This is a genomic window from Methylobacter arcticus, from assembly GCF_050917435.1.
In the GTDB taxonomy this organism is placed as follows: Bacteria; Pseudomonadota; Gammaproteobacteria; order Methylococcales; family Methylomonadaceae; genus Methylobacter_A; species Methylobacter_A titanis.
This window is the reverse complement of record NZ_CP159583.1, coordinates 598,814-625,379: the sequence shown is the minus strand read 5'-3', so window position 1 is coordinate 625,379 and position 26,566 is coordinate 598,814. Positions and strand designations below refer to the sequence as shown.

The 26,566-nt window shown below is 48.5% G+C and carries 24 protein-coding genes and 1 pseudogene; 16 read left to right on the top strand and 9 right to left on the bottom strand.

The features are described 5' to 3' along the window. The first annotated feature begins 171 nt into the window (after positions 1 to 171). The 9 genes and pseudogenes from ABXJ76_RS03065 (at position 172) to fdxA (ending at position 9,880) form a co-directional block, all read left to right on the top strand. A complete protein-coding gene (locus ABXJ76_RS03065) occupies positions 172 to 3,033 on the top strand; it encodes a valine--tRNA ligase (RefSeq protein ID WP_432743987.1) in 2,862 nt (953 codons plus the stop codon). A 300-nt stretch (positions 3,034 to 3,333) separates the two neighbouring features. Continuing rightward, on the top strand, positions 3,334 to 5,046 hold the full coding sequence (gene pilB / locus ABXJ76_RS03060; RefSeq protein ID WP_432743985.1) for a type IV-A pilus assembly ATPase PilB: 1,713 nt from the start codon (positions 3,334 to 3,336) through the stop codon (positions 5,044 to 5,046). A gap of 2 nt (positions 5,047 to 5,048) precedes the next feature. Further along, complete coding sequence (locus ABXJ76_RS03055) at positions 5,049 to 6,266, top strand: type II secretion system F family protein (protein WP_432743983.1); 1,218 nt, start codon at positions 5,049 to 5,051, stop codon at positions 6,264 to 6,266. 111 nt (positions 6,267 to 6,377) lie between these two features. After that, on the top strand, positions 6,378 to 7,259 hold the full coding sequence (locus ABXJ76_RS03050) for a prepilin peptidase (RefSeq protein ID WP_432743981.1): 882 nt from the start codon (positions 6,378 to 6,380) through the stop codon (positions 7,257 to 7,259). 4 nt (positions 7,260 to 7,263) lie between these two features. After that, on the top strand, positions 7,264 to 7,866 hold the full coding sequence (gene coaE, locus ABXJ76_RS03045; protein ID WP_432743979.1) for a dephospho-CoA kinase: 603 nt from the start codon (positions 7,264 to 7,266) through the stop codon (positions 7,864 to 7,866). Between the two features lie 7 nt (positions 7,867 to 7,873). After that, positions 7,874 to 8,653, top strand: coding sequence for a cell division protein ZapD (gene zapD / locus ABXJ76_RS03040; RefSeq protein WP_432743977.1), 780 nt, complete (start codon positions 7,874 to 7,876; stop codon positions 8,651 to 8,653). Next, positions 8,653 to 8,766: pseudogene (gene yacG / locus ABXJ76_RS03035) on the top strand (DNA gyrase inhibitor YacG); the annotation flags it as partial. The gene zapD and the pseudogene yacG, both read left to right, overlap by 1 nt. Positions 8,767 to 8,930: 164 nt before the next feature. Beyond that, positions 8,931 to 9,407, top strand: coding sequence for a CYTH domain-containing protein (locus ABXJ76_RS03030; RefSeq protein ID WP_432743976.1), 477 nt, complete (start codon positions 8,931 to 8,933; stop codon positions 9,405 to 9,407). Positions 9,408 to 9,556: 149 nt separating this feature from the next. Further along, positions 9,557 to 9,880 carry a ferredoxin FdxA gene (gene fdxA / locus ABXJ76_RS03025; RefSeq protein WP_432743974.1) on the top strand — a complete coding sequence of 108 codons (324 nt, stop codon included), beginning with the start codon at positions 9,557 to 9,559 and terminating at the stop codon, positions 9,878 to 9,880. Between the two features lie 85 nt (positions 9,881 to 9,965). Here fdxA and ABXJ76_RS03020 read toward each other — a convergent pair whose 3' ends face one another. Continuing rightward, complete coding sequence (locus tag ABXJ76_RS03020; protein ID WP_432743972.1) at positions 9,966 to 10,253, bottom strand: hypothetical protein; 288 nt, start codon at positions 10,251 to 10,253, stop codon at positions 9,966 to 9,968. 23 nt (positions 10,254 to 10,276) lie between these two features. Next, the gene (locus ABXJ76_RS03015; protein WP_432743970.1) at positions 10,277 to 10,597 is read right to left on the bottom strand and encodes a DUF3301 domain-containing protein; all 321 of its coding nucleotides are present in this window, start codon (positions 10,595 to 10,597) and stop codon (positions 10,277 to 10,279) included. Between the two features lie 128 nt (positions 10,598 to 10,725). Between ABXJ76_RS03015 and ABXJ76_RS03010 the strand changes: the two genes are divergently transcribed. Both ABXJ76_RS03010 and ABXJ76_RS03005 read left to right on the top strand, forming a co-directional pair. Then, positions 10,726 to 11,139: a GFA family protein gene (locus ABXJ76_RS03010; RefSeq protein WP_432743968.1), complete on the top strand. Its 414-nt coding sequence runs from the start codon at positions 10,726 to 10,728 to the stop codon at positions 11,137 to 11,139. A 19-nt stretch (positions 11,140 to 11,158) separates the two neighbouring features. Next, positions 11,159 to 11,848 carry an alpha/beta hydrolase gene (locus tag ABXJ76_RS03005; protein ID WP_432743966.1) on the top strand — a complete coding sequence of 230 codons (690 nt, stop codon included), beginning with the start codon at positions 11,159 to 11,161 and terminating at the stop codon, positions 11,846 to 11,848. 88 nt (positions 11,849 to 11,936) lie between these two features. Here ABXJ76_RS03005 and gltA read toward each other — a convergent pair whose 3' ends face one another. The 4 genes from gltA to zwf form a co-directional block, all read right to left on the bottom strand. Continuing rightward, a complete protein-coding gene (gltA, locus tag ABXJ76_RS03000; protein ID WP_432743964.1) occupies positions 11,937 to 13,238 on the bottom strand; it encodes a citrate synthase in 1,302 nt (433 codons plus the stop codon). A 186-nt stretch (positions 13,239 to 13,424) separates the two neighbouring features. Beyond that, positions 13,425 to 14,075: a bifunctional 4-hydroxy-2-oxoglutarate aldolase/2-dehydro-3-deoxy-phosphogluconate aldolase gene (locus ABXJ76_RS02995; protein ID WP_432743962.1), complete on the bottom strand. Its 651-nt coding sequence runs from the start codon at positions 14,073 to 14,075 to the stop codon at positions 13,425 to 13,427. A 24-nt stretch (positions 14,076 to 14,099) separates the two neighbouring features. Then, positions 14,100 to 15,920, bottom strand: a complete 1,821-nt coding sequence (gene edd / locus ABXJ76_RS02990; RefSeq protein ID WP_432743961.1) for a phosphogluconate dehydratase — start codon at positions 15,918 to 15,920, stop codon at positions 14,100 to 14,102. An 84-nt stretch (positions 15,921 to 16,004) separates the two neighbouring features. Beyond that, entirely contained in the window at positions 16,005 to 17,474 is a 1,470-nt protein-coding gene (gene zwf, locus ABXJ76_RS02985; protein ID WP_432743959.1) for a glucose-6-phosphate dehydrogenase, read from the bottom strand. 471 nt (positions 17,475 to 17,945) lie between these two features. Here zwf and ABXJ76_RS02980 point away from each other — a divergent pair, with 471 nt between their 5' ends. From ABXJ76_RS02980 to ABXJ76_RS02970, 3 genes are all read left to right on the top strand, one after another. Next, the gene (locus ABXJ76_RS02980) at positions 17,946 to 18,119 is read left to right on the top strand and encodes a hypothetical protein (RefSeq protein ID WP_432743957.1); all 174 of its coding nucleotides are present in this window, start codon (positions 17,946 to 17,948) and stop codon (positions 18,117 to 18,119) included. Between the two features lie 137 nt (positions 18,120 to 18,256). Continuing rightward, on the top strand, positions 18,257 to 18,619 hold the full coding sequence (locus tag ABXJ76_RS02975; RefSeq protein WP_432743955.1) for a hypothetical protein: 363 nt from the start codon (positions 18,257 to 18,259) through the stop codon (positions 18,617 to 18,619). A gap of 526 nt (positions 18,620 to 19,145) precedes the next feature. Further along, positions 19,146 to 20,024 (top strand): EAL domain-containing protein, encoded by an 879-nt coding sequence (locus tag ABXJ76_RS02970; protein ID WP_432743953.1) that lies wholly within the window; start codon positions 19,146 to 19,148, stop codon positions 20,022 to 20,024. Positions 20,025 to 20,120: 96 nt separating this feature from the next. Here the strand turns inward: ABXJ76_RS02970 and cysI are convergent, their stop codons facing one another. Then, positions 20,121 to 21,830, bottom strand: coding sequence for an assimilatory sulfite reductase (NADPH) hemoprotein subunit (gene cysI / locus ABXJ76_RS02965; protein WP_432743951.1), 1,710 nt, complete (start codon positions 21,828 to 21,830; stop codon positions 20,121 to 20,123). A 17-nt stretch (positions 21,831 to 21,847) separates the two neighbouring features. Beyond that, entirely contained in the window at positions 21,848 to 23,626 is a 1,779-nt protein-coding gene (locus ABXJ76_RS02960) for an assimilatory sulfite reductase (NADPH) flavoprotein subunit (RefSeq protein ID WP_432743949.1), read from the bottom strand. A gap of 421 nt (positions 23,627 to 24,047) precedes the next feature. Here ABXJ76_RS02960 and ald point away from each other — a divergent pair, with 421 nt between their 5' ends. Together ald and ABXJ76_RS02950 are read left to right on the top strand one after the other, a co-directional pair. After that, positions 24,048 to 25,163, top strand: a complete 1,116-nt coding sequence (gene ald / locus ABXJ76_RS02955; RefSeq protein ID WP_432743947.1) for an alanine dehydrogenase — start codon at positions 24,048 to 24,050, stop codon at positions 25,161 to 25,163. A 299-nt stretch (positions 25,164 to 25,462) separates the two neighbouring features. Beyond that, positions 25,463 to 25,846 carry a TSUP family transporter gene (locus tag ABXJ76_RS02950; RefSeq protein WP_432743945.1) on the top strand — a complete coding sequence of 128 codons (384 nt, stop codon included), beginning with the start codon at positions 25,463 to 25,465 and terminating at the stop codon, positions 25,844 to 25,846. A gap of 82 nt (positions 25,847 to 25,928) precedes the next feature. On the opposite strand, the gene ABXJ76_RS02945 is transcribed toward ABXJ76_RS02950, so the two are convergent. Further along, positions 25,929 to 26,564 carry an RloB family protein gene (locus tag ABXJ76_RS02945; protein ID WP_432743943.1) on the bottom strand — a complete coding sequence of 212 codons (636 nt, stop codon included), beginning with the start codon at positions 26,562 to 26,564 and terminating at the stop codon, positions 25,929 to 25,931. Positions 26,565 to 26,566: the final 2 nt, after the last annotated feature.

Sequence of the window (26,566 nt, the reverse complement as noted above, 5' to 3'; positions counted from 1 at the left end):
CCGCGCCCGCGATAGTTATCGTTCACAAGGTTGCCGTAGAAACGATACAATATTATATTAAGCCCACCAATCACGGATAAAAAAGTGGGCGAACGATAAAGCCCGTTTGCTCACCCTACCTGCTTAATCCTGCTAAAATACCCAATTTTTCACAAAAATAATAACGCATCCATGGAAAAAACATACGCCCCGCATTCAATCGAACAACGCTGGTATCAAACCTGGGAAGACAAAGGCTATTTTAGCGCCAAGGATGGTGTGTATGCCGGAAACCTGCCGGGAGCAGGTTCGGCAGCCGCCAAACCGGGGGGTGAATCCTATTGCATCATGATTCCACCGCCCAATGTCACCGGCAGTTTGCACATGGGCCATGCCTTTCAGGATACCATCATGGATGCGCTGACCCGCTATCACCGGATGAAAGGCTGTAGCACCTTGTGGCAACCGGGCACCGACCATGCGGGCATTGCCACGCAAATGGTGGTCGAAAGGCTGTGCAATGCGGAAGGCCTTACCCGCCATGATCTGGGCCGCGAAAAATTCCTGGAAAAAGTCTGGGAATGGAAGGAGGAATCCGGCGGCACGATTACCCGCCAGTTGCGGCGCATGGGCTCTTCGCTGGACTGGGACAAGGAGCGGTTTACGATGGATGAGGGCATGTCCGATGCAGTGCAGGAAGTGTTTATCCGGCTGTATGAGGAAGGCCTGATTTATCGCGGCAAACGTTTGGTCAACTGGGACCCGGTTTTGCATACCGCCGTTTCCGACCTGGAAGTGTTGTCGGAAGAAGAAAACGGTTTCATGTGGCATCTGCGTTATCCGCTGTCCAACGGCCAGGGACATTTAATTGTTGCGACCACCCGCCCTGAAACCCTGCTGGGCGATGCGGCGGTAGCGATACATCCGAACGACGAGCGCTATAAGCATCTGCTCGGTGAGTTTGTGGAACTGCCGTTAACAGGCCGTCGCATACCGATTATTGCCGATGACTATGTCGATCCCGAATTCGGCACCGGCTGCGTTAAGATTACTCCCGCTCATGATTTTAACGATTACGAAGTTTGGACGCGTCACCGTCATACCTCGGTTATTCAGGATTTGCCGCACGGCGGCTTGATTAACCTGTTTACCGTTGACGCCGCGATACGCGCTAACGACGACGGCGAAAACGAGCTGATTCCAGCCAAATACATCGGCCTAGACCGCTTTGAAGCGCGCAAGCAAATTGTCGCCGATCTTGACGCCGCAGGCTTGCTGGAAAAAATCGTCGATCACAAATTAATGGTGCCGCGCGGCGACCGCAGCAACAGCATTATAGAACCGCTGTTGACCGACCAGTGGTACGTCAAGGTTGCGCCATTGGCGGAACCTGCGATTGCCGCCGTTGAAAACGGCGACATCAAGTTTGTGCCGGACAACTGGAAAAACACCTATTTCGACTGGATGCGCAATATCCAGGACTGGTGTATCTCGCGGCAAATCTGGTGGGGGCACCGTATCCCGGCCTGGTATGACGAACTGGGCAATATTTATGTCGGCAACTCCGAGCAGGCTGTCCGCGCCAAGCATAATCTGTCCGCCGACTATGCGCTTAGACAGGATGAAGATGTGCTGGACACCTGGTTTTCTTCCGCCTTGTGGCCTTTTTCCACCTTAGGCTGGCCCGAGCAAACCCCGGAATTGGCCAAGCATTACCCGACCAGCGTACTGGTGACCGGCTTTGACATCATTTTCTTCTGGGTGGCGCGGATGATTATGATGGGCTTGAAATTTCAGGGCGAAGTGCCGTTTAAGGAAGTCTACATCCACGGCCTGGTGCGCGATGCCGAAGGCCAAAAAATGTCCAAATCCAAGGGCAATGTGCTCGATCCGATTGACATCATCGACGGCATTGAACTGGAAGCGCTGGTAGCCAAACGCATTTCCGGCATGATGCAGCCGCATCTGGCCAAAAAAATCGAGCAGGATACCCGCAAGCATTTTCCGGACGGCATTCAGTCTTACGGTACCGATGCGTTGCGTTTTACCTTTGCTTCGTTGGCGTCTACAGGCCGCGATATTCGTTTCGATCTTGCCCGCACCGAAGGTTATCGCAATTTCTGCAACAAGCTCTGGAACGCCGCGCGTTTCGTGCTGATGAATACCGAAGAGCAGGATAACGGTTTGTCTGCTGCACCTTGTGAATACAGCCAGGTGGACCGCTGGATTACCTCCCGTCTGCATCAGGTAACCGCAGTTACCAGCAGCGCGATCGACAACTACCGTTTTGACCTGGCGGCTCAAGCCCTTTACGAGTTCACCTGGAATGAGTACTGCGACTGGTATCTGGAACTGTCAAAAATATCGCTGCAATCCGATGACGAGGCGCTGCAACGCGGCACCCGTAAAACCTTGCTGACGGTTTTGGAGTCGATTTTACGTTTGGCGCATCCGATTATGCCGTTTATTACCGAAGAAATCTGGCAGCGGGTTGCACCATTGGCGGGAATTAAAGGCGATACCATCATGTTGCAGCCTTACCCGGTTGCCGATGAAGCGCAAATCGATGCTAACGCCATCGCCGAAACCAACTGGGTAATGAGTTTTATTCTGGGCGTGCGCCGCATTCGTGGCGAAATGAATATCGCTCCGAGCAAACCACTGCCGATATTATTGCAAAGCGGCTCGGAGGCCGATCAACAAAGTTTAGCCAACAACCGGATTTATTTACAAAAGCTGGGCAGGCTGGAATCAATCACCTGGTTAAACACTGATGACACCACGCCCGAATCGGCGATGGCCTTAGTCGGCGAGATGAAAATCCTGATTCCGATGGCGGGCTTAATCGACAAGGAAGCGGAACTGGCACGACTGGAAAAGGAAATACAAAAAATCCATAACGACCTGCCTAGAGTCGAGGGCAAGTTGAATAACCCGGCGTTTGTCGACAAAGCGCCTCAGGAAGTTATCGATAAAGAACAAGCCAAACTGGCTGATTTACGTTCGATGCTTAACAACCTGGAAGAACAGCAACGTAAAATTCGGTCGTTGTAAGAAAGGCAGGTGACGGGTGAAGGGGCGATTATTGCTTCTGTGGGCGCGAATTTATTCGCGCCTAGCTATTCAGTCAACTTTATTCTGACAGTTAAGCAACTGGATGTGGGGGCGACTTCAGTCGCCACTTGGCGGCTAAAGCCGCCCCCACAGTGACAGGCACCTGTCATTTCTAAATTGACTAAATACTCGTCAACAACGCGAATAAATTCGCGCCCACAGCCTTTAGCCCATCGCCTTGCCCCTTTTTAACCTATATTTGCTCAAATAATTGCAAACAACTGACCAAGCAATCATCCTATGAATACGGCACTAACAGATTTACAATTTAGCGGCCTTATACGGCGCTTGATTGAAAAAGGATTGCTCACTGCCAATGATGCGCGAACCCATAACCAGGAAGCGTATAAAAAACAGGTCTCGCTAATACGCTATCTTGTCAGCCATAAGCTTATTGACAGCAAGGTGATCGCATTCCAAGCCTCCATTGAATTTGGAATGCCTTTTTTTGACCTGAATGCAATCGACTTCCGTAAACTCCCGGTAACGCTGGTAGGTGAAAAACTCATCCGAAAATGCCATGCGCTTCCCCTTTTTACCCGGGGAAAAACACTATTTGTCGCCATATCCGATCCATCCGATTTTCACGCCCTGGATGACATAAAGTTCCACAGCCGCCTTAATCCCGAAGCCGTTCTGGTTGAAGAAGATAAGCTTGCCAAAACCATTGAGGCCGCCTTAGAGGCCGCCGATGCCTCAATGACGGATATGCTTGACGAGGATTTGGACAACCTGAACATCAGCGGGGGCGAAGAAGATGCCGCTAAAGCCGAAGTCAACTCAGACATTGATGATGCACCTATTGTGCGTTACGTTAACAAGATATTGCTAGACTCGATCAAACAGGGGGTATCCGATATACACATGGAACCCTACGAAAAAATTTTCCGCATCCGCTACCGATCTGACGGCATACTTCGCCAGGTTGCCATGCCACCCCAAAGCATCGCCAACAGACTTATCTCCCGCATCAAGGTGATGTCTAAAATGGATATTGCCGAACGTAGGATCCCTCAGGATGGCCGTATCAAAATGACCTTATCCAAAAATCGCGCCATTGATTTCCGGGTAAATACCTGTCCTACCCTATTCGGCGAAAAAGTCGTACTGCGTATTTTGGATCCTACCAGCGCCCAGCTAGGCGTCGAAAAACTGGGTTTTGAACCGGAACAACAAAGGATATTCCTTGAAGCCATCAACAAACCTTACGGTTTAGTCCTGGTGACAGGGCCAACGGGTAGCGGTAAAACCGTTACCCTCTATACCGGTTTAAATATCCTGAATACCGTGGAGCGCAATATTTCCACCGCCGAAGATCCCGTTGAAATCACCGTAGAAGGCATCAACCAGGTCAATATGAACCCTAAAGCAGGCCTGACCTTTGCCAGTGCTTTACGGGCTTTTTTACGGCAGGATCCTGATATCATCATGGTCGGCGAAATTCGTGATTTGGAAACCGCCGAAATCGCCGTTAAAGCCGCACAAACCGGACATTTGGTGCTATCAACCTTGCATACTAATGACGCCCCGCAAACCTTAAATCGGCTACTGCAAATGGGCATACCGGCCTTCAACATCATTTCTTCGGTTAATTTGATTATGGCGCAACGTCTGGGCCGGAGGCTTTGTGAACACTGTAAAGTCCCGGCCAACCTTCCCGATAAAGTGCTCCTTGAGACCGGCTTTAAGCCAGAAGAGTTACGCGATCTTAAAATGTTCAGTGCGGTCGGCTGCGATCATTGCACCAATGGCTATAAAGGTCGAGTCGGTATTTATCAAGTCCTGACGCTGACCGAAAAAATGCGTACACTGATCTTAAACGGCGGCAATACCGATCAACTGGCGGAGTGCGCGCTGGCTGAAGGTTTTAATGATTTGCGTAGATCGGGACTCAACAAGGTAAGCATGGGAATAACCAGTCTGGAAGAAATTGATCGGATCACCAAGGAATAATCATGGCACAGCAAACTGAACAAATAGATTTCGTCTGGGCGGGAACCGACAAAAACAAAAAGAAAACCGGTGGCATAATCTCTGCAAGAAGCGAAATCACCGCGAAAACGGAGCTAAGACGACAAGGCTACCGCGTCATTAAACTCAAGAAAAAACCCAAACCGTTATTCAGCGCAAAAATCCAAACTATCACGCCGGGCGACATAGCCATTTTCGCCAGACAGCTTGCCACCATGCTTAAAGCGGGGGTGCCTTTGGTTCAGTCGTTCGAGATTGTCGGTAAAGGCCATGATAATGCTAGCATGGAAGCCCTGCTGATGGGCATCAAAGCCGATATTGAAGGCGGCGACACCTTGGCCGAAGCGCTAAACAAAAAATCGCTGTATTTTGATGAATTATTTTGTAACTTGGTTGAAGCTGGCGAACAGGCGGGGGTATTGGAAACGCTGCTGGATAAAATCGCTACCTACAAAGAAAAAACCGAGTCGATGAAGAAAAAGATCAAAAAGGCGCTGACCTATCCGATCGCGGTTATTGTTGTCGCTTTTATCGTCACCACCATCCTGCTGATTTTTGTGGTGCCGGTATTTGACGATATGTTTAAAAGTTTTGGTGCGGATCTGCCCGCCTTCACTAAAATGGTTGTCCATATGTCTGAATGGATGCAGGCTTGGTGGTACGTTGTTGTTGGCGTTGTTATTGGCGCCGTTTACGTATTCGGCTATTTTAAAAAACGTTCCAAAGCATTTAATCACTTTCTGGATAAAACTCTGCTGAAATTACCGGTAGTCGGCCTCATTTTAAACAAGTCTGCCGTTGCGCGTTTTGCCAGAACCTTGGCAACCATGTCCGCAGCCGGGGTACCCTTGGTCGAAGCGTTGGAGTCCGTCGCCGGAGCCTGCGGCAATATTATCTACTCAGAAGCCGTGTTAAAAATGCGCGAGGAAGTAGCAACGGGGCAACGGCTTCAATTTGCGATGCAACAGTCCAATCTTTGGCCGAACATGGTGATACAGATGGTGGCTATCGGCGAGGAATCCGGCTCGATGGATTCCATGCTGTTGAAAGTTGCCGATTTTTTCGACGAAGAAGTCGACAACCTGGTCGATAATTTAAGCAGCTTAATGGAACCTATTATTATGGTGATACTGGGCATTTTAGTCGGCGGTCTGATTGTCGCAATGTATTTACCGATATTTAAAATGGGTGCGGCGATTTGAAAAAAAATCAGGCGAAAGGTACAAGGCGAAAGACGAAAAAACCCTGGCGCCAATACAATTTATCTTGAGCCTTTAGCCTTTAGCCTTTCACTTACTCCTCAAAAAACACCGATGCAACAGCTTAATACCTTTTTAACTATAAGCCCTTTATTCTCACTTTTAGCCGGTGTTATCGGCTTGCTGGTCGGCAGCTTTCTCAATGTCGTCATCTATCGATTACCCATCATGATGCAACAAGGATGGCGCAAGGAATGTACCGAATACTTGCAACTTAATCAGGAAACGGCGCAAACCGAAAAAGAAGAAACTTTCAACCTGGCTTTTCCTTTATCACGCTGCCCAAAATGCAATACGCCGATCAAGCCTTACCAGAACATCCCGGTCATCAGCTATGTTTTTTTAAGGGGAAAATGTGCGCAATGCGGCTGTCGCATTTCGCTACGCTATCCGATCATAGAAGCTTTCACCGCGATAACATCTTTCATAGTCGCCTGGCATTTTGGCTACACGCCTCAAGCCGCCTTCGCCCTGCTGCTGACTTGGTCGTTGATTGCATTAATCTTTATTGATATTGACCACCAGTTACTGCCTGATTCCATCACTCTACCGGTGCTTTGGCTGGGTCTGTGCCTGAGTCTATTTGATGTATTTACTGATGCTCACGCCAGCATCATCGGCACTGTTGTCGGCTATGCAGCCCTTTGGTCGGTATTTCATCTGTTTAAACTGATAACCGGCAAAGAAGGCATGGGCTATGGCGATTTCAAATTACTGGCTTTATTCGGTGCCTGGCTAGGCTGGCAGTACCTGCCGATTATTATTTTATTATCATCACTGGTCGGCGCAATCATCGGTCTATGCATGATTATTTTTGTCAAACACGATCATAACGTGCCCATCCCTTTTGGACCTTATTTAGCAGCAGCAGGATGGATCGCACTATTATGGGGAAACGATCTTAACCAACTCTATTTGACCACTGTAGGTTTGTAAAATCGTGTTGAAAGTCGGATTAACCGGCGGCATAGGCTGTGGAAAATCGACAGTTGCCCGGATCTTTTCTGCTTTAAATATCCCGGTGCTTGATGCTGATGAAATAGCCCATCGACTGGTCGAAAAAGGGCAGCCGGCACTCGCTCAAATACGACAGGAATTTGGCCCCACCATCCTCAACCCAGATGACTCGTTGAATAGAAAAAACCTCAGGGAACTGGTTTTTTCCGATCTCAAACAGAAACAAAAACTTGAATCGATACTTCATCCATTAATCTACAAAACCCTGCAAACAGAACTTGAACAACTCATTGCTCCGTATTCCATAATCAGCATTCCATTATTATTCGAAACCGGCATGACGCATCTTGTTGACCGGATACTGGTTATCGACTGCCCTATTGAGACACAAATTGAACGCGTTACGATTCGAGATAAGCTGACCATTGCAAGAATACAGCCCATAATCGACAGCCAGGTGTCCAGGGCATTCAGAAAAGCAAACGCCGACGACCTGATTGATAACTCGAATACTGATTATAGACTTGCAGAACAGGTAAAAAAACTGCACAATTTATACCTTTCATTAAGCGCTTACCAGGATTAACTTGTCTGTGAATACCACGATTACCTATGAATTCCCACTCAATGAACGCATCCGGGTTTTTATACGGCTAGAACAACTTTTCCTGCAATTCAGCCATTTTTTAACGGGTGATACGGTTAACGATAAACGCGCTGCAATCAGCGTGCTGCTCGATATCATGACTATTTTTAGACGCAATGATCTCAAATCAGAAATACTGAAAGAGCTGGATCGGCATGCCAACGTACTCAATAAAATTGCCCATAACCAAAGCGTCGACACTCAAAAACTGGAAGAACTACTTAGCACATTAAATCAAACCAGTAAAAACCTCTATGCCACTAACGGAAAAATCGGCACCCTTGTCATGGAAAGCGACCTATTCCAGAGCATTGCTCAACGTAGTTCCATCCCTGGAGGAACCTGTTCTTTCGACTTACCCGAATTCCATTACTGGCTTGAGCAGGATGAAGCTACTCGATTAAAAGACCTGGAACACTGGAGCAGCCCATTTAATGACATTCGTATCGCAATTGACCTGATTCTTAATTTTATTCGTCATTGCAGCGCCCCTACTCATGAGATCGCTGAAGCCGGTTTTTTTCAATTTTCGCTGGACGCCCACCAACCTCACCAGCTCCACCAGCTGCTTAACGTCAGCCTGGATAAATCCATACATTGCTTTGCAGAAATCAGTGGCGGCAAACACCGCTGCACCATCCGGTTCATGGTGCCGTCTACCGACAATAAACGCCCAACACAAAGTCCTGACGATATTCCTTTTTATCTGACCCGCTGCCTCTTCTAATGTCGACATCCAATAAAACACTGATTGTAAAGTGTCCTAACTGCGGATGCTCTGTACCCTGGACTCCTGAACAAGTCTCCAAACCTTTCTGCTCCGAACGGTGTAAATTGATTGATTTGGGAGAATGGGCAATGGAAGAAAAAACAATTCCCGGAGAATCATTGTCGCTGGACGACTATAATGACGACATAGTTGCCGATGACGATCATTTTTTCCATTAATCCGGTTAGTCTGGCTACGCAAGCTGAAGGGTAACTCATACTAAAGACATCTACTCATGGCTATAGAAATAGAACATAAATTTTTGCTCGCCAATGATGACTGGCGCAAATACGTTAGCCATTCGGTAGAATATCGGCAAGGCTATTTAAGCTCTCAGGCAACCAGCTCAATCAGGGTGCGCATCAGCAATGATCACGCCTGGCTGAATATCAAAACGGCGACTGTCGGCACTCACCGGCATGAATATGAATATGAAATTCCAATGACTGATGCAAACGAAATATTAATGCATCTTTGCAGAAAACCATTAATCGAAAAAGCCCGTCATTTCGTCACTGATGATAATCATCTTTGGGAAATAGATGAGTTTGCAGGCGACAATCAGGGCTTGATAGTCGCTGAAATTGAACTGGACGAAACAGGACAATCTTTTTCCAAACCTGACTGGCTAGGCCTGGAAGTCACCGGGGATTTACGTTATTACAATAACAATCTTGCAATACATCCTTATTCAGAATGGCGCGAAGACTAAATGAGCCTCTATTGACGATGCCATTACTTGCCTCGGTATCACAGCAAACCCGGCTAAATGATGTGTTTAACAAACTCGGCATTCAATCATCCCATGCTTTCTGCTAGAATAACGCCTTAAATTAGAAATCAACTTTCCGGGTAATAATTATGACTTTTGTAGTCACCGAAAACTGTATTAAATGCAAATTTACTGACTGTGTAGATGTATGTCCTGTAGATTGCTTTCATGAAGGCCCTAACTTTCTGGTTATTGATCCAGATGAGTGCATCGATTGCACGTTATGCGAACCTGAATGCCCCGCCAACGCAATTTTTGCCGAAGATGAATTGCCTGAAGGACAGGAAGTTTTCATCGCATTAAATGCTGAACTGGCCAAACAATGGCCTATTATTACCGGTGTAAAACCGCCTTTACCTGATGCGGATGATTGGAACGGGAAAGAAGGCAAACTCGATCTATTGGAAAGATAGGTTAGCGTAGACCCTGCGCCATCCTTAAGCTGTTTGTGGAAAGCTAACAGCTTAGCGTATGGCGCACGTCATCGCTTAATGATGACTACAAAACAGAAGCAACCAAAGCAAACACAAACACGAAAATCACAAAAAGCGCAAATAGGCCTTTCTTAGTCAGTCCCTCCCTCATCAGCTTCAACTCGGTCAATAATGCGAGCTTACTATCCTCCGCGTTAAAGATTCTTTTACATCGCCCACGAAATGTTTGCATTTCCTCCTGTGCTTCCTGTTCGGCAATAATCTCGGCAATTTTTGAGTAAAAATGGCCACATTCCGGACACTTAATATCACTATCGTTACGTTCATGACCACAGACTGAACACTGACTCATTTGATCCTCCACAAAATTATTTTTTAAAATTCCTCGTCAAACCGGTACGGCTCCATATGAATGGATTTGACTCGCCGCCCGAGCATAATACAAGCTCCGTTATAGCGTTCATTCCCGGTTGAAGAAAACTCAAACAAAAATGCCCGTCGCACACGCATCTTCCCGGTTTGGTCTCTGGCCAGCCGGATGCTGTTTAGCGCAACATACTCATCCAGCATTTGGACATCCAGATTCGAGCAATGCGCCCTGACTGCTTTAAGTGCAATCTCCTTGACCTGCTGCCCGTTAAACCAGTACAGATATGCACCCAGCAATAAAGCGATTAAAATAAGATCATCCCACATTGTTTATGACCCTGTGTTGTTTACTAAAACTTAGCTATATTCGCCCTATTGCACTAAGATTTTCCGGCAAATCTCCCCTGCAATTACAGGAGAGCAAATATCTGTCCGTGCAGTCGAAGGAGAAAAACATGAAACTACCCATTACCGGCGGCTGTCTTTGCGGTGCGGTCAGATATAAAATATCGACTAAACCTATCAGTGGTTTCAACTGCCATTGTCGAACCTGTCAAAAAGCGATTGGCGCCCCCTATTTTGCCGGCCTATTTGTTCCAAGCTCAGCGCTTACCATAACCGGTAACTATAAAGAATATGCCACAGTTGCGGCAAGCGGCAATACCGTTTATCGTGCTTTTTGCCCGAAATGCGGAACCTCGTTGTTTGGCAGGAACAGCACCTTTACCAACATAAGAACAGTCGCCGCCGCAACGCTTGATGATCCCGGTATTTTTCAGCCAAAAAAAGATATTTGGGTTGCAGATGCCCAGCCATGGGACACTATGAACCCTGATCTGCCGAAATTTAACGGCAATCCCTTGCATTGATTACTATTTTGGAGAATTTATGAATTCCGGACAACTTAACACCATCGAAATACAGCCTGAATCCGAGCACCTATATTCCGTCATATGGTTACATGGATTAGGCGCCGATGGTCATGATTTTGAAGGACTGATTCCCGAACTGCTGTTAACCGCGAAAGCCAATATCCATTTCATCTTTCCCAATGCGCCGATCCAGGCTGTCACCATCAACGGAGGCATGTCGATGCGCTCCTGGTACGACATTTTGGAGATGTCGCTGGAGCGCAAAGTCGATATTGACGGTATCTATCAATCAGCCAACTTGATTGAACCATTGATCCAGCAGGAAATTGACAAGGGTATCCCATCAACACATATTTTACTGGCCGGGTTTTCCCAGGGAGGCGTGATTGCGCTTCATACCGGCTTAAAGTACCCGCATCAATTGGCCGGAATTGTTGCGCTGTCGACTTATTTGCCGACAATTGAACAATTAAAAACCGAACATTCAGCCGTCAATAAGGCTACACCGATATTTATGGCTCACGGCATCATAGACCCCGTCGTTGCAGTCGAGTCCGGCAAAGCCGCATTCGATACGCTAAAATCGATGGATTACAATATCGAATGGCATGATTACATTATGGAACACAGTCTTTGCATTGAAGAAATTCAACACATTTCAGCGTTTATCAATTCAATTTTTAGATGCCCTTCAGCAAATAATTAAAACGACGAACGACCGCAAAAACAGTTACTTACTTCTGCATGCAGTCGTTCGCGGCATTACCCATTAATAAGGGCTAACTTTACGAGCACTAAGCCCGTTTAATGTGCTGCGGCAGAATATCACGTTTTGTTGCGCCGGTGTAAAGCTGCCTTGGACGCCCTATTCTTTGCTCAGGATCGGCTATCATTTCATCCCAATGAGCAATCCAGCCCACGGTTCGGCCCATAGCGAACATCGCGGTAAACATGTTACTGGGTATGCCTAATGCATGCAGCACAATGCCGGAATAATAATCGACGTTCGGGTAAAGTTTTTTCTCGACGAAGTATTCATCTTCAAGGGCGATGCGCTCCAACTCCAGCGCTAATTTGAATATTTTATCATCATGCAGACCTAATTCCGTGAGTACTTCATGACAGGTGTCACGCATTAACTTGGCACGCGGGTCATAGTTTTTATAAACCCGATGACCAAAACCCATCAGCCTGAACGGATCGCTTTTGTCCTTGGCCTTGTTTATAAAGGTAGTAATGTTGGAAACATCGCCAATCTCCTCCAGCATATTGAGTACAGCCTCATTAGCACCGCCATGGGCTGCTCCCCAAAGGCAGGCAATCCCGGCAGTAATACAGGCATAGGGATTGGCGCCACTGGAACCGGCTAAGCGCACGGTTGAAGTCGAAGCATTTTGTTCATGATCGGCATGCAGGATCAAAATTCTGTCCAACGCTCTGACCAAGACAGGATTAGGCGAGAACTCGTCACAAGGCGTACCCAGCATCATCCGCATAAAGTTTTCAACGTAATTTAGCTTATTTTGCGGATACATAAACGGTAAGCCGGTGCTGTACTTATGACACATCGCCACGATGGTCGGTACTTTGGCGATCAGGCGAATGGCGCTCAGGTCACGATCTTTCTTAGATTTAATGTCCAGCGCGTCATGATAAAACGATGACAATGCACCAACAACACCCACCATAATGGCCATCGGGTGTGCATCGCGACGGAATCCTTTAAAAAAGTTAGTCAGTTGATCGTGCACCATCGTGTGCAGGGTTATGGTGTCTTCGAACTTCTGTATTTCATCGGTGTCGGCTAATTCGCCATTCAACAGCAGATAACAAACCTCCAAAAAAGTACAATGTTCTGCAAGTTGCTCGATAGGGTAACCGCGATAAAGCAGTATGCCTTTCTCGCCATCTATATAGGTTATCGCTGAACTGCAACTGGCCGTGGAGGTAAACCCGGGGTCATAGGTAAACATACCGGTCTGTTGGTACAAAGTTTGAATATCTACTACATCGGGCCCCGTAGCTCCAGATAAAATCGGCAGCTCACATAAAGACTGAGCTTTCTCATTTAAGGTAACACTGCGCAGTTTAGTCATAGGTTTTCTCGGTGTTGAAACATAGTCTGTAGCGGCATAAAAAGGATAGCTAAATCATTAAGTTACGAGATTTAGCCGGCCTTTTGTGCAATTGATCTTCGCTAGTATTCTAAAGGGAACTTGCTTATACAATAACAGCCCCCAAAACATCATTCATCTATTTAGCTAGTGGCGTAAAGCATGCAATCAAGCCGAAACAGCCCTGTCTAGGGTCTGTTTTGCCAGTTCAGTCACCTTAGCCCAATTTTTCGATTTTATCACATCTGCTGGCACCAGCCATGACCCGCCAACGCAGGCAACATTGCTTAACTGCAAGTAACTGTTGTAATTTTCCGGCGAAATACCGCCTGTCGGGCAAAAAGTCACGCCAGGAACAGGCCCGGAAATAGATTTTAGCATGGGTATGCCACCCGCCGCTTCGGCAGGGAAGAATTTAAAATGATCCAGTCCATACTCCATGCCTAACATCAGTTCCGACAAGGTGGCTATGCCCGGAATCAACGCTATATTTCCGGCCTGAGCAGCGGCTAGAAGCTTCGGCGTTAATCCGGGACTAATCGCAAAAACGGCACCGGCCTGTTCTGCTGCTTTCAATTGTTCGGGCGTAGTAATGGTGCCCGCACCGACGATGGCGCCTTCGACTTCCTGACTGATAAGCCTGATCGCATCAAGTGCTATCGGCGTGCGTAACGTAATTTCCAACACTTTGATGCCGCCAGCAACCAAAGCTTTGGCCAGAGGAACAGCATCCTCTAAATTCTGGATGACCATTACAGGCATCACCGGGCAAGTATTTAAAATAATGTTAGGTTGAATTTTCCAGTTATTTTTAGTCATTGTTTTACCAAATTTTTATAGTTATTAATCGGCGACAAACAGGTTGGTGGCGCCGGTTTCAGCGGAAGATGCACCCAGACGGAAACCGCCAAACAACTCACGGCCCATGCCGAAATGATGGCCTTTGGCGCTATTCGCTGCCGGAATGCGGGCATTAAACTCATCCGCGTCTACCAGTACATTGACCTCGCCGGTTTGGGTGTTCAGATGGATGATGTCGCCGGTGCGCACTTTCGTTAACGGACCGCCCTCTTCACACTCGGGACACATGTGGATAGCTGAGGGAACTTTACCCGAAGCGCCGGACATGCGTCCATCCGTGACCAACCCGACCTTGAAGCCTCTATCCTGCAACACGCCCAAAGGCGGCGTCAATTTGTGCAGTTCGGGCATACCGTTGGATTTCGGCCCCTGGAAGCGGAGCACCACAATAACATCTTTCTCCATTTCGCCACGCTTAAAGGCCGCAACCACATCGTCCTGATCATCAAATACCATCGCAGGCGCCTCAACGATCTGGTGTATTTCTGCCACAGCGGAAACTTTGGACACCCCGCGTCCCAAATTACCGTGCATAACATGCAAGCCGCCACCGGTTGCAAAGGGTTTGGCGACCGTACTGATAACTTTCGCGTCCAAAGACGCTTCAGGGCAAGGCACCCAGGTTAATTTGCCGTCAATCAATTTTGGTTCTTGTACATAATTCTTCATGCCGCGTTGGTCTGCAACCGTCAGAATATCCTCATGCAACAGGCCATTCTTTAACAGTTCGGCAATCAATACACCCATGCCGCCGGCGGCCTGGAAGTGATTGATGTCTGCATGACCGTTCGGATAAATACGAGTTAAAAACGGTATGGCTCTGGAAAGATTATCAAAATCATCCCAGTTAATAATGATGCCCGCTGCACGTGCAATGGCGACCAGATGGATGGTGTGATTGGTGGAACCGCCCGTTGCCAATAAGCCGACAATGGCATTCACAATCGCTTTTTCGTCGATCGCATGTCCAATCGGACGGAAATCATCGCCCAACGCAGTAAATTTTAAAACCTGTCTGGCTGCGGCTTTGGTCAGTTCATCGCGCAATGGCGTATAAGGGTTGATGAACGAACTACCCGGCAGATGCAGGCCCATAATCTCAACCATCATCTGGTTGCTGTTTGCTGTGCCGTAAAACGTACAGGTACCCGCACTGTGATAGGACGCGGACTCGGACTCCAGCAATTCTTTACGGCCGATTTTACCCTCGGCGTAAAGCTGGCGGATGCGCACTTTTTCTTTGTTGGGCAGGCCGCTAGGCATAGGACCGGCTGGCACGAACACGGCGGGCAAATGGCCGAAACTCAACGCGCCGATCAGCAGTCCGGGCACAATCTTGTCACAGACGCCCAAGTACAATGCACCGTCAAACATGTTATGACTTAAAGCCACGGCCGTAGCCATGGCAATCACATCACGGCTAAATAACGACAGTTCCATACCGGGACGACCTTGAGTGACGCCATCGCACATAGCCGGCACGCCGCCGGCAAACTGGGCAACGCCGCCGACTTCCTTAATGGCGGCCTTGATCAGCGCCGGTGCGTCCTTAAACGGCTCATGCGCCGACAGCATGTCATTATAAGAAGAGACAATCGCAATATTGGCTTTTTTATAACCCGTTAAATCGCTTTTTTCACCGGCTCCGCAAGCGGCAAAGGCATGAGCCAGATTGCCGCAAGCAAGCTCGGCACGATGCGGCTCTTTTTTAGCCGCCGCATCAATACGCGCCAAGTAGGCAGCACGCGTTTCACGACTGCGCTCAATAATTTCGTTAGTCACTTGTTCTAATACGGGATGCATAGTTGTTCCTTCTGTCTATAGTTAATCGTTGCGGCAGGATGGACAGCGGCAATAGCCGATAGCTATCCCAGCTTGTTATCTATTTCATTCTTCCCAGACTCTTTCGTCTCTGGCGATTAATTCGTCAGCGGCCTCAGGCCCCCATGTTCCGGCCGGATAGGGTTTCGGTGCAACATCGGCATGCGCCCAGGCATCCTGTATGGAATCGATCCAGGCCCAAGCTTGCTCAATCTCTTCGCGGCTAAGAAATAAGGTGGGGTTGCCCCGCATCGCTTCAAGCACCAACTTCTCATAACCGCCGAAAATCTTGCTGTTTTTGAAGGTGTCAGAAAAACTTAAATCCAGCTTGGTTTTTTGCAGCTTAATATTTTCATCGATACCCGGAATTTTGTTCAGCATCTGAATTTCTATGCCTTCATTCGGCTGCAAGTGAATGATCAGCTTATTAGACGGCAGATCTTCAAAGCTTTCTTTAAAGATGTTATGCGGCAACCGCTTGAACTTAATGACAATTTCAGTGCGCTTATAGGACATCCGTTTACCCGTGCGCAGATAAAACGGCACCCCGGCCCAACGCCAGTTATCAATAGCCACTTTCAACGCGACAAAGCTCTCTGTGGTACTTTCCGTATTAGCGCCGACTTCTTCAAGATAGCCAGGCACCGGCTTGCCGTTGATCTCCCCCGCCGAGTACAGCCCACGAACGGTTTTTAGCTCGACATTTTCCTTGGTAATCGGCCGAAGCGCGGCAAGAACCTTTATTTTTTCATCGCGTATGCTTTGCGCTTCCAGATTGACCGGCGGCTCCATCGCTACAAAAGTCAGAATCTGCAACAAATGATTTTGCAGCATGTCACGCAACTGACCGGTCTTGTCAAAATAATCCCAGCGCCCTTCAATACCGACTTCTTCAGCGACGGTAATTTGAACATGGTCAATGGTATTGTGATCCCAGTTGGTAGTAAAAATGGCATTGGCAAAACGCAATGCTAATAAATTAAGTACCGTTTCTTTACCCAGATAATGATCGATACGATAGACCTGTTTTTCGTTGAACACCTCGGCAACCGCATCATTAATATCTTTTGAAGATTTAAGATCATGGCCTATCGGCTTTTCCATCACCATGCGCGATTCTTCATTCAAAACCCCGCACTTAGACAGTCCCTGACAAATATTGGTAAACAAGGAAGGGGCAACGGCAAAATAGTTCACCATGACCCTGGATTGCCCATCAATAAGGGCATTCAACAGCGGGTATTGATCCATCTGGGTTAAATCTATTTTCAGATAAGCAAGTCTTGTCGAAAACCTCGCCCAGATTTTTTCATCGATTATTTCATTTAAAAACTCTTGCAAACTTTCATGGATAATCTCGATGAACCCTGAATTATCGCCCTCATGCCTATCTATGCCAATGATACGAGTATCAGCTTCAAGCAAATTAGCTTTTTCAAGTCGATACAGAGAAATAAGCAACTTACGGCGGGATAAATCGCCTAAAGCGCCAAAGATAACCAGATCACAAGGTTTGAATACTGTTGTTTCGTTCATAAATGCGTTGATGAGTAAATAGTGATAGCAGGCATCAGCCCAATAATTTATAAGCAGATTATAACATCTTATTGTCGCAGAATTTGCTTTAGGGTCATAGGATGACCTGACGAATACAGGCACAGCCTAGCACTGTACCGGGAACGAAGTGCATCAATTGCGAACCAGATTCGCAGAACAGTTTTAACAAACCCATCCCGTATCGAATCGATATTAATTGACAGTATTCTTGAGATTCTTTTATAGTATTGATCCGCTACTATACTAAAAAGAGGATATTTTATGCATCATGCTTGTGCCAACTTGGCCACCAAGATTGTTGACCGCTCAAAATATCAACGTGAAGTAGTTTATCCAGAGGATGCATAAACCTCAGGTGGAAATCGGTTCCTGCGTTGATGAAAGGCATAGTATTCATATCAACCTTAGGTACGTCCATTGATGATTTAACACAACAAAAGGTATAAAAAAATGAGCGCAATAGCACAAAAAAAAGACAATTTCTGGCTGTATGTGGGTTGTACAATAGCTGCTTTATTGATAGTTATCACCGTAGTCAAGCAAAGCGAAGATGACAAATTCGCTCCCATCAAACAGCAGCTGGAAGAAGAAACAGCCCAGATGAATATCCGAGTATTGAACTGAAGTTCATTATCCTCGTGACAAGACGCCCTATTATAAAGAGACAGCAGGCTTTAATTAACCTGCCTGTAGATAGGCGATAATTGTTATCAACCTTAGCGTGGGCACACACCGCGTAAAATACTAATCAGGAGAGCACCATGAAACTTAATTTGATCTGCCTATCGGCGGCATTAGCTTTTTTTTCCGGAACAACGTTAGCAACAGAATATATTTACCGGGATCTTATGGCTAATACACTGCCCTCTGCGGTATGTGACGTAGAATCTCAAGCCATTGCAACCGCATCAAAAGCCTATAACATTAAAAGATACAGCAAAACATTTTGCCAATCGCAAGGTTACGGCTGGCATGTTGAAAAAGTGAAGGATGAAGGTAAAGCGGCCTGCACACCATGCGCTGGCGCTAATCAAGGCAAAAGCCAGTGTCATCTGGAAGATATGGTTGTCACTTGCAAACGCATCAAACCCGGTTCGGTCGGCATGTTGCCCGGAAAAAGTTAATAATCCTCAGGCGAGCAAGAGACACACTCACCTCTTGCTCGTTCTTAATCGTCCTCATGCGGAATTCCCCTTTAAACTTTTCTGACCGCAACATTTGCCACAGCCTAACGCGACGGTTGTCTTGACGCCGTATAGGCGTTGCAGCGGTATCATTGTCGTTCAGCGCTCTTGACGAATGCAATGTCACTAAACGCGGAAAGCGTAATAAAGCACCCACCGGTTATCATCTTCAATGAAGTTGATCCTTTTGGCCCTTAACCGCTTTGTTGGCTGAATGAAAAATACCGCCTATATATCAATTTATTCGATATAAACATCGAATAATATCATTATATTAATAACAAAAATCGCACTACACTATTTCCAATCTCATCAAAACGATAAAGCTTTTTAAGTCCGTCCTCCTTACTATACAAGGATGTTTTTTGAGCGGGTTCCGACCCGCTTTTTTTTCGCCGGGAGAGAATGGCATAAGCGGAAACCCGCTGATGATCACGCGTTTTTATTAGAGGTAAGGAATAAGGTTATGCCATTACAAAATTTAGTTGAATATTTCAATGACCGCTTCGGGCAGGAGCATCGCTCCAGTTTTAGGCCCTTTATTCTGGAACAGGGGAAAATAAGCGGCCTGTTCGGCCCGGTTCGGATAGACAGCAGTTTTTCGCCGCTACGACAGACCTTAAAACCTGCGGCGATCATTGGACATACCGCCAAAATCAAAGTGTCCACTTATGAAGTTCAGCATCTGTATTCAAGCGAAATTGAAAACCTGTTGCCTCATCATTCACTCCAAACCAATGAATTTGAATCTATCATTAATTTTGACCGCTTATCCCGCACCGTGCACATGCTAAATTTTTTACCGTTAACGCATTTGCACGACCTGCTTTTTTTGGAGGTAGATCCACGCCATATACTTGGCGTGAAACAGGATCACGGCGCTTATTTTCAAGAAGTCATTACGCAGTGCGGATTGGAAACTAAAAATATCGTTATCATACTGGCCGTAAACAGCCAATATATACGTTATCATCAAGTACTGATTGAGGGCTTGGAAAACTATCGACATCGAGGTTATCAAATTGGACTTAAATTCGATTCCGTTGCTAAAGAAAGTCAAACATTTGAATTCATTCAAAAATTATCCCCCGATTATGTCAGCTTATCAGCGCGATATCTGGATAATGTACGTGACAATACCTTACCGGCAAAGCTACACCAATTGAAAGCCTTGGTGACCAATACAGGCGGGCAAAGTATTCTGCAACATATTGATGAAAAGAGATCTGATTCCCTGGCCCGCAATACCGGTTTTGATCTGGTGCAGGGTAGTTATTATGAACGATCATTAGCCCCCGTATTTTTGTCGGAATCAAGTGATTCCGGAGCCAGCGCCTATGGCTAGTCCTTTGATTTTTCATCAACTTAACCGACGTCATGCAGAGGATGTCAATAGGGGTAAATGCGTTGCCATGTAAATAACTCAGCTGGCGCGGCATGCTTATGAGTGGAAATCTTTGCCCGCCAGCACTTCCTTGACATAACCGGCCTTGATCACAAAATCGCCGAAGCGTTCGCCCGGTTCCCGCTCTTGGGCATACCGCTGAATAATAGGACTTAGTTCGGCAAGAATCTGTTCCTCGTTGATATTCTCGCGGTACAGTTTATTCAGGCGTTGGCCGTAAAAACCCGCGCCCAAATACAGGTTGTACTTGCCCGGCGCTTTGCCGATAAAACCGATTTCCGCCAGCGATGAACGCGCGCAGCCGTTCGGGCAGCCGGTCATGCGGATCAGGATCGGGTCGTGTTCAAGCCCGGCCTGTTTGATGATCGCATCGAGCTTGTCGAGCAGCGACGGCAAGTAACGCTCGCTTTCGGCCATGGACAGACCGCAGGTCGGAAAAGCCACGCAAGCCATCGAATTCAGGCGCAGCCCGGTCTGGTCATAAGTATTAGCCAGCCGGTATTTTTCCAGCAGGGCGTCGATGACCGGTTTCCGTTTGCTGCTAACCTGCCCGATAATCAAATTCTGGTTGGCGGTGAGCCTGAAATCGCCGTCATGCACGTTGGCAATCTCGCGCAGCCCGGTCATCATCGGGTAATCCTCGGTGTCGAGTATGCGACCGTTCGGGATAAACAAAGTGTGATGCCAGGCATCGTTAGCCCCTTCGACCCAGCCGTAGCGGTCGCCGGAATGTTCGAATACGAAAGGTTTGGGCGGCTCCATAGCCCATCCCAAGCGCCGGTTGAGCTCGAACCTTAACCAGTCGAGGCCCCGGTCCTCGATGGTGTATTTAAAGCGCGCGTGTTTGCGCTGGGTTCGATCGCCGAAATCGCGCTGAATTTTGACGATTTCCTCGGCGACTTGCAGCGTCTTGTGCTTGGGGCAATAGCCGATCACGTCGGCTAGGCGCGGATAGGTTTCCGTGTCGCCGTGGGTCATGCTCAGTCCGCCGCCGACGGTGACGTTAAACCCGAGCAGATGATTATCCTCGGCGATCGCGATAAAGCCGAGATCGTTGGCAAATAGATCGACATCATTGCTCGGCGGAATGGCTAGCGCTATCTTGAATTTGCGCGGCAGGTAATGCTTACCGTAGATCGGCTCTTCATCCTGCCGAGTCGAGGATAACAGTTCCTCGTCCAGCCAGATTTCATGGTAGGCGGTTGTTCGGGGCGTCAAATGCTCACTGAGGCGGCGGGCATATTCGTAGACTTCCGCATGCAGCCGCGATTGGTACGGATTGGGATTGCACATGACATTGCGGTTCACGTCTCCGCACGCGGCAATGGTATCCATCAAGGCGGCGTTGATTTCCGCAATGGTTTTTTTCAGGTCGCGCTTGACAATGCCGTGCAGCTGGAAAGCCTGCCTTGAGGTCAGCCGGATGGCAGGGTTGCACCAAGTGTTGGCGATGCGGTCCACTTCCAGCCATTGCATCGCTGTACACACCCCGCCCGGTACGCGAATACGCACCAGAAACTGGTAGCGAGGCTCCAGCTTTTGCCTGCGGCGCTCGTCCCGCACGTCGCGGTCGTCCTGCTGGTAAATGCCGTGATACTTGGACAGCTGGGTGTCGTCCTCGGCCAATGCGCCGGTCAGCGGGTCTTGCAGGCTTTTGACCAGCGTGCCGCGCAGGTAATTGCTCGCATCCTTGATCCGCTCGACTTCAGCCCGTTTTGCCAATTCTTCCGCAGTTAGTTCGGTCATCGTTTTAACCCTCACCGTTAATACACATCGCGTTGATAGCGTTTTGCCTTTTGCAGATTCGCTAGATAATCTTGCGCATTGTCCAAACCGATTTCAGTCGCCACAATGTTCAGCAGCGCCGCATGCACGTCGTGCGCCATCCGTTTTTCGTCGCCGCAGACGTACAGATGAGCGCCCTCCTGCAACCACGCATACAATTCCTTGCCGTGCTCCGCCAGCAAATGCTGAACATAGATTTTCTGTTCCTGATCGCGGGAAAAGGCGACATTCATGCGGGTCAATACCCCGTTTTTCAGGTAACGCTGCCATTCGGCCTGATACAGAAAATCGGTCTCGAAATGCTGGTCGCCGAAAAACAGCCAGTTTTTACCGGTCGCGCCCACCGCTTCGCGCTCTTCGACAAAAGCGCGGAAAGGCGCGATGCCGGTGCCGGGGCCGATCATTATAATCGGCGTGGAAGAATCAACCGGAAGCTTGAAATTAGTGTTGTGATCGATATAAACAGAAATGGTCGCATCCTCGTCAATGCGCTCGGCCAGAAACGTCGAACCAACCCCTTTACGATTCCGACCGTGCGAGTGGTAACGCACCGCAGCCACGGTGATATGCACCTCGTCGGGATGCTGTTTCAGGCTGGACGCAATCGAGTACAATCGCGGCGGTAGTTTGCGCAGGCAATCGACAAAGGCCTGCGGCGACAGGTGCTCAACGGGGAAATCCGTTACCAGGTCAATAATTTCACGGCCACGCAGATAGTCGTTCAGTTTATGCTTGTCGCCCAGCAACTGATCCAGCTTGCGGTTGTTCGCCAACAAGGCGTATTTTTGCACCATAGGCCGGGTAATGGCGGTGATTTCATAATGACTAAACAACGCGTCATAAAGAAAGCCGTCCTTGCCATTAAGCATAATCCATTCAGTACCGCCAAAGTGCAGGGTCTGCAACAGGGCATCGATCACGTCGGGGGCATTGCTCGGATAAACACCGAGCACATCGCCCGGTTCGTAAGTCAGGCCGGAACCTTCCAGCGACAATTCCAGATGATGAGTTTCCTTGATCGAGCCTCGCCCGTTCAGCACGATATTTTCCAGCAATACCGCAGGAAACGGATGCTTGCGCGAATAGGCGGATGTGCTTGCAACAGACGGCGACGACAGTCCTGCCGCTTGGGGCTTTATGTCCAGCCGGGTGGACAGTTCAGTTAACACCGCATCCATCCAGGCTTCGGCATTAGACTCGTAGTCCACATCGCAATCAACCCTGGGATGGATCCGCGTTGCCCCCAACGCTTCCAGGCGGCGATCGAAATCAACGCCGGTTTTGCAAAAAAACTCATAACCGGAATCGCCCAAGCCCAGCACGGCAAACTGCAGGTGCTTGAGTGACGGAGCGCGCTTGCTGGATAAATACTCGACCAATTCCCTGGCATTGTCAGGCGGTTCGCCTTCGCCGTAAGTGCTGACAATGACCAGAAGGTTCTTCTCGGCCTTCAATTGCGGAAGCTTATAATCGCCCATTTTTTTGATGACCGCTTTTAATCCGCGACCGGCGGCCAACCTGTGCATTTGTTCGGCCAACGCTTCACTGTTGCCGGTTTGCGAGCCGACCAGAATGGTAATATCGGCAATATCGTCGGCGCTTGGGACGGATGGTAGCTTGTTGGCAACCAACCCGGACAAATACCCCCCAACCCAGGCAACTTGCTCCGGCGATAAAGCGGCCATGAATTGCTGGAGACAACGATGTTGATCGTCGCTTAATGGCGTCTGACTGCGTTCAGGTAATAATAGGTGCATAGAAATAACCCGGCTCTTAATGGATGTAGGGTAACGCGATATTTTGCAACTTTTCCGGTCAGGTTACGCGATGTCAACCCGACCTACAATACCGGCCATTACCTAGATTTTGGCCCAAAAAAAACCGGTAAGCCACAAGACACCGGCTTCCGGTTATCCGGTCAGCTTGCTGGCTTTTAAAATACTTTACCTTGTCAGGCCCTGTCAAGGCACATGCAACTTTTATCAAAAAGTTGCATGTGCCATCTATTTAGTCGATATAAGTATCTAATAATGTCGCTTTATTCAACCGGACAATCGCACTAAGCTGTAATTAAAAAAATCACCTCGGATTATGCTACGCTCTTAGGCGCTGCGGGTAAATTCGACCTGCAAGACTGTTATTACCGCGTATTACATTCCGCTCATCAGGAGTCAACCCATGCTAATCGGACTACCCAAAGAAATTAAGGACAACGAGAATCGAGTCAGTCTGACGCCAGGTTCAGTCAAGGCGTTAACGCGCCGGGGTCATCGGGTGCTGGTACAAAGCGGCGCGGGGGAAGGCAGCTCGCTTTCGGATGAAGAATATCAGTCTGCCGGCGCTCAAATCGTTGCCCATGCAGAAGATGCCTGGGCGGCTGACATGGTGGTCAAGGTAAAAGAGCCGATTGCATCGGAATATCGCTATCTGCGTCAGGACTTGTTGCTGTTCACCTATCTGCATTTGGCTTCGGATAAAGCGCTGACTGACGCCCTGTTGGCCAGCGGAACCACCGGTATCGCTTACGAGACCGTACAAACCGAAGACGGCAGTTTGCCTTTATTGATACCGATGAGTGAAGTCGCAGGACGTATGGCGACTCAAGTGGGGGCAATCTATTTACAAAAGTCGCATGGCGGTCGCGGTGTCTTAATAGGCGGCGTGCCGGGCGTGGCTCCCGCCAATGTCGTGATTCTGGGCGGCGGCATCGTCGGTACCAACGCCGCGCGGGTCGCCGTCGGCTTGGGCGCGCAAGTCACGGTGCTGGACATCAGCCATGCACGCCTGAAATATCTGGATGACATTTACCGCGGTCAACTGCAAACGCGTATCAGCAATGAATCGACTATCGAAGAGGTCATCGACACCGCCGATCTGGTCATCGGCGCGATTTTAATCCCCGGCGGACGAGCTCCCTGGCTGATTACCCGCAACATGCTGCCGACCATGCGCAAAGGCTCGGTGATCGTTGACGTGGCCGTCGATCAGGGCGGCTGCGTAGAGACCACGCGCCCTACGACTCATAGCCAGCCGACCTATGAAATCGACGGCGTGGTGCATTATTGCGTCGCCAACATGCCGGGCGCTGTGCCGCGCACCAGTACTTTTGCGCTGAACAACCAGACGGCCGACTATGCCTTGCATTTGGCAAACGAAGGCCTGGACGCCGTGCGTAAAAATCCGGCGTTGCAATGCGGACTCAATACCTATCGCGGGGCCGTAACGTATCCCGCCGTGGCGGAAGCGTTCGGCTTAAAATATACCGACCCGCTACAGGCATTGAGTAATTCCTGAGAATAAACTCCCCCGGCAGGAATGGCCTAGTCATTTCTACCGGGAATCATCTTAAGCCGATAACGCTTATCGCTAAAGACAGTGAGCCATTGTGAGCTTGCAAAAAGTCTGCGCTTGGCAGCCGAACAACAACCGAATTATCGTAAAAAATGCAGTTGCACTAGTTCAAAGATTTTATTTCAGCCCGGCAGTCAGTTACGGAATGTTCAGCTGATTATTGGGACAAGCGATGTTGTCTATATTATGTTGGACGGCCTCAAGAATTTTTGTACTCGACCTTATTCGAAAGGAGAACTCAAATGCCGCCATGGTTCATATTCGTGATTATCGGTATTGTCGGCGGCATTGCCGCGGGCTTCTTCGGCATCGGCGGAGGCATCATCATCGTACCCGCGCTTATATATTGGGCCGGTTTCTCCCAGCACATGGCGACCGGAACGACCCTTGCGTTGCTGCTCCCGCCCGTCGGTCTCGCCGCGGCATTCGAATATTACCGGCACGGAAACGTCGATATTAAGGCGGCCGTCATTCTGGCCGCGACCATGTTCATCGGCTCGTGGATTGGCGCCTACTTCGCAAACCAAATGGCGGGGCCGCAGCTCCGTCTGATCTTCGGGCTTTTTGTTTGCGGTCTTGGCGTGTACCTTGTTTATGGCGCTTGCAAGCGGCTTGGGTGGATTTGAATGGAGTCTAAGCGGAGAGACCGCGAGGAGATTTCACAACCGAACTCCCACGTGGAGCTTGGAAATCAGCATAATTATTGTCTTATGGAGTAGGAGCGGCTTTCCGGGGCGAAGATAGCTCTTCAAAGAAATCGAGCTGCTCGTGCAATCTGGTACTGGGATTCATTTGCTCGCTTGCTATGGCTTCGGCAAGAACTATGGGCGCTATTCGGCGCGCCTCGGCAAGCCGATTTAGCAGTAATTGAAAGATGCCCAAAACCTTGCCTTTATCATATTTTTCCATGCCGGAATTAGTCCGCAAATCTTTAATAAGTAAATCTGCTGCCGAGTGATTGCCTGCCGCCGCATAAGGTTTGCGATTGTAGCCGAAGTGCAGCAACAGCCAGAACTCGAAGCATGGATAAGAAGCAATAATTTCGACTTTTTTGGAGTCCCTAACTAAGTTCAGCGCCTCGTCAAAGGTTTCATGAGTGTCCCGGTCGATCGCGCAAAAGACACGATCGAATTTTCCTTGGCGGCTGATTGCTTCAGTAACGATTCCCTTTGGATCGGTATTTCCGCAATGGGTAATTTCCACCAATACGTTGACCCGAAAATGCAAGCTTGCATCTTCCAAATAGCGTTTTCCTGATTTACTGTCTTCGCAAATGACTAATACTTTCGGCTGAGGTTTAAATTTAGGTTTTTGACGTTTGAGAGAATTAGAATCACGCGCCATGT

Excerpts from the sequence above, each read along its gene's own strand:
- ABXJ76_RS03015 (WP_432743970.1), bottom strand. The coding sequence starts at position 10,597 with ATGTGGGATGATCTTATTTTAATCGCTTTATTGCTGGGTGCATATCTG.
- fdxA (WP_432743974.1), top strand. The coding sequence starts at position 9,557 with ATGACTTTTGTAGTCACCGAAAACTGTATTAAATGCAAATTTACTGAC.
- ABXJ76_RS03055 (WP_432743983.1), top strand. The coding sequence starts at position 5,049 with ATGGCACAGCAAACTGAACAAATAGATTTCGTCTGGGCGGGAACCGAC.
- gltA (WP_432743964.1), bottom strand. The coding sequence starts at position 13,238 with ATGACTAAACTGCGCAGTGTTACCTTAAATGAGAAAGCTCAGTCTTTA.
- ABXJ76_RS02980 (WP_432743957.1), top strand. The coding sequence starts at position 17,946 with ATGAGCGCAATAGCACAAAAAAAAGACAATTTCTGGCTGTATGTGGGT.
- ABXJ76_RS03030 (WP_432743976.1), top strand. The coding sequence starts at position 8,931 with ATGGCTATAGAAATAGAACATAAATTTTTGCTCGCCAATGATGACTGG.
- ABXJ76_RS03010 (WP_432743968.1), top strand. The coding sequence starts at position 10,726 with ATGAAACTACCCATTACCGGCGGCTGTCTTTGCGGTGCGGTCAGATAT.
- ABXJ76_RS03065 (WP_432743987.1), top strand. The coding sequence starts at position 172 with ATGGAAAAAACATACGCCCCGCATTCAATCGAACAACGCTGGTATCAA.
- ABXJ76_RS02945 (WP_432743943.1), bottom strand. The coding sequence starts at position 26,564 with ATGGCGCGTGATTCTAATTCTCTCAAACGTCAAAAACCTAAATTTAAA.
- zwf (WP_432743959.1), bottom strand. The coding sequence starts at position 17,474 with ATGAACGAAACAACAGTATTCAAACCTTGTGATCTGGTTATCTTTGGC.
- cysI (WP_432743951.1), bottom strand. The coding sequence starts at position 21,830 with ATGACCGAACTAACTGCGGAAGAATTGGCAAAACGGGCTGAAGTCGAG.
- ABXJ76_RS02995 (WP_432743962.1), bottom strand. The coding sequence starts at position 14,075 with ATGACTAAAAATAACTGGAAAATTCAACCTAACATTATTTTAAATACT.
- ABXJ76_RS02975 (WP_432743955.1), top strand. The coding sequence starts at position 18,257 with ATGAAACTTAATTTGATCTGCCTATCGGCGGCATTAGCTTTTTTTTCC.
- edd (WP_432743961.1), bottom strand. The coding sequence starts at position 15,920 with ATGCATCCCGTATTAGAACAAGTGACTAACGAAATTATTGAGCGCAGT.
- ald (WP_432743947.1), top strand. The coding sequence starts at position 24,048 with ATGCTAATCGGACTACCCAAAGAAATTAAGGACAACGAGAATCGAGTC.
- pilB (WP_432743985.1), top strand. The coding sequence starts at position 3,334 with ATGAATACGGCACTAACAGATTTACAATTTAGCGGCCTTATACGGCGC.
- ABXJ76_RS02950 (WP_432743945.1), top strand. The coding sequence starts at position 25,463 with ATGCCGCCATGGTTCATATTCGTGATTATCGGTATTGTCGGCGGCATT.
- ABXJ76_RS03020 (WP_432743972.1), bottom strand. The coding sequence starts at position 10,253 with ATGAGTCAGTGTTCAGTCTGTGGTCATGAACGTAACGATAGTGATATT.
- ABXJ76_RS03005 (WP_432743966.1), top strand. The coding sequence starts at position 11,159 with ATGAATTCCGGACAACTTAACACCATCGAAATACAGCCTGAATCCGAG.
- ABXJ76_RS03050 (WP_432743981.1), top strand. The coding sequence starts at position 6,378 with ATGCAACAGCTTAATACCTTTTTAACTATAAGCCCTTTATTCTCACTT.
- ABXJ76_RS02960 (WP_432743949.1), bottom strand. The coding sequence starts at position 23,626 with ATGCACCTATTATTACCTGAACGCAGTCAGACGCCATTAAGCGACGAT.
- ABXJ76_RS02970 (WP_432743953.1), top strand. The coding sequence starts at position 19,146 with ATGCCATTACAAAATTTAGTTGAATATTTCAATGACCGCTTCGGGCAG.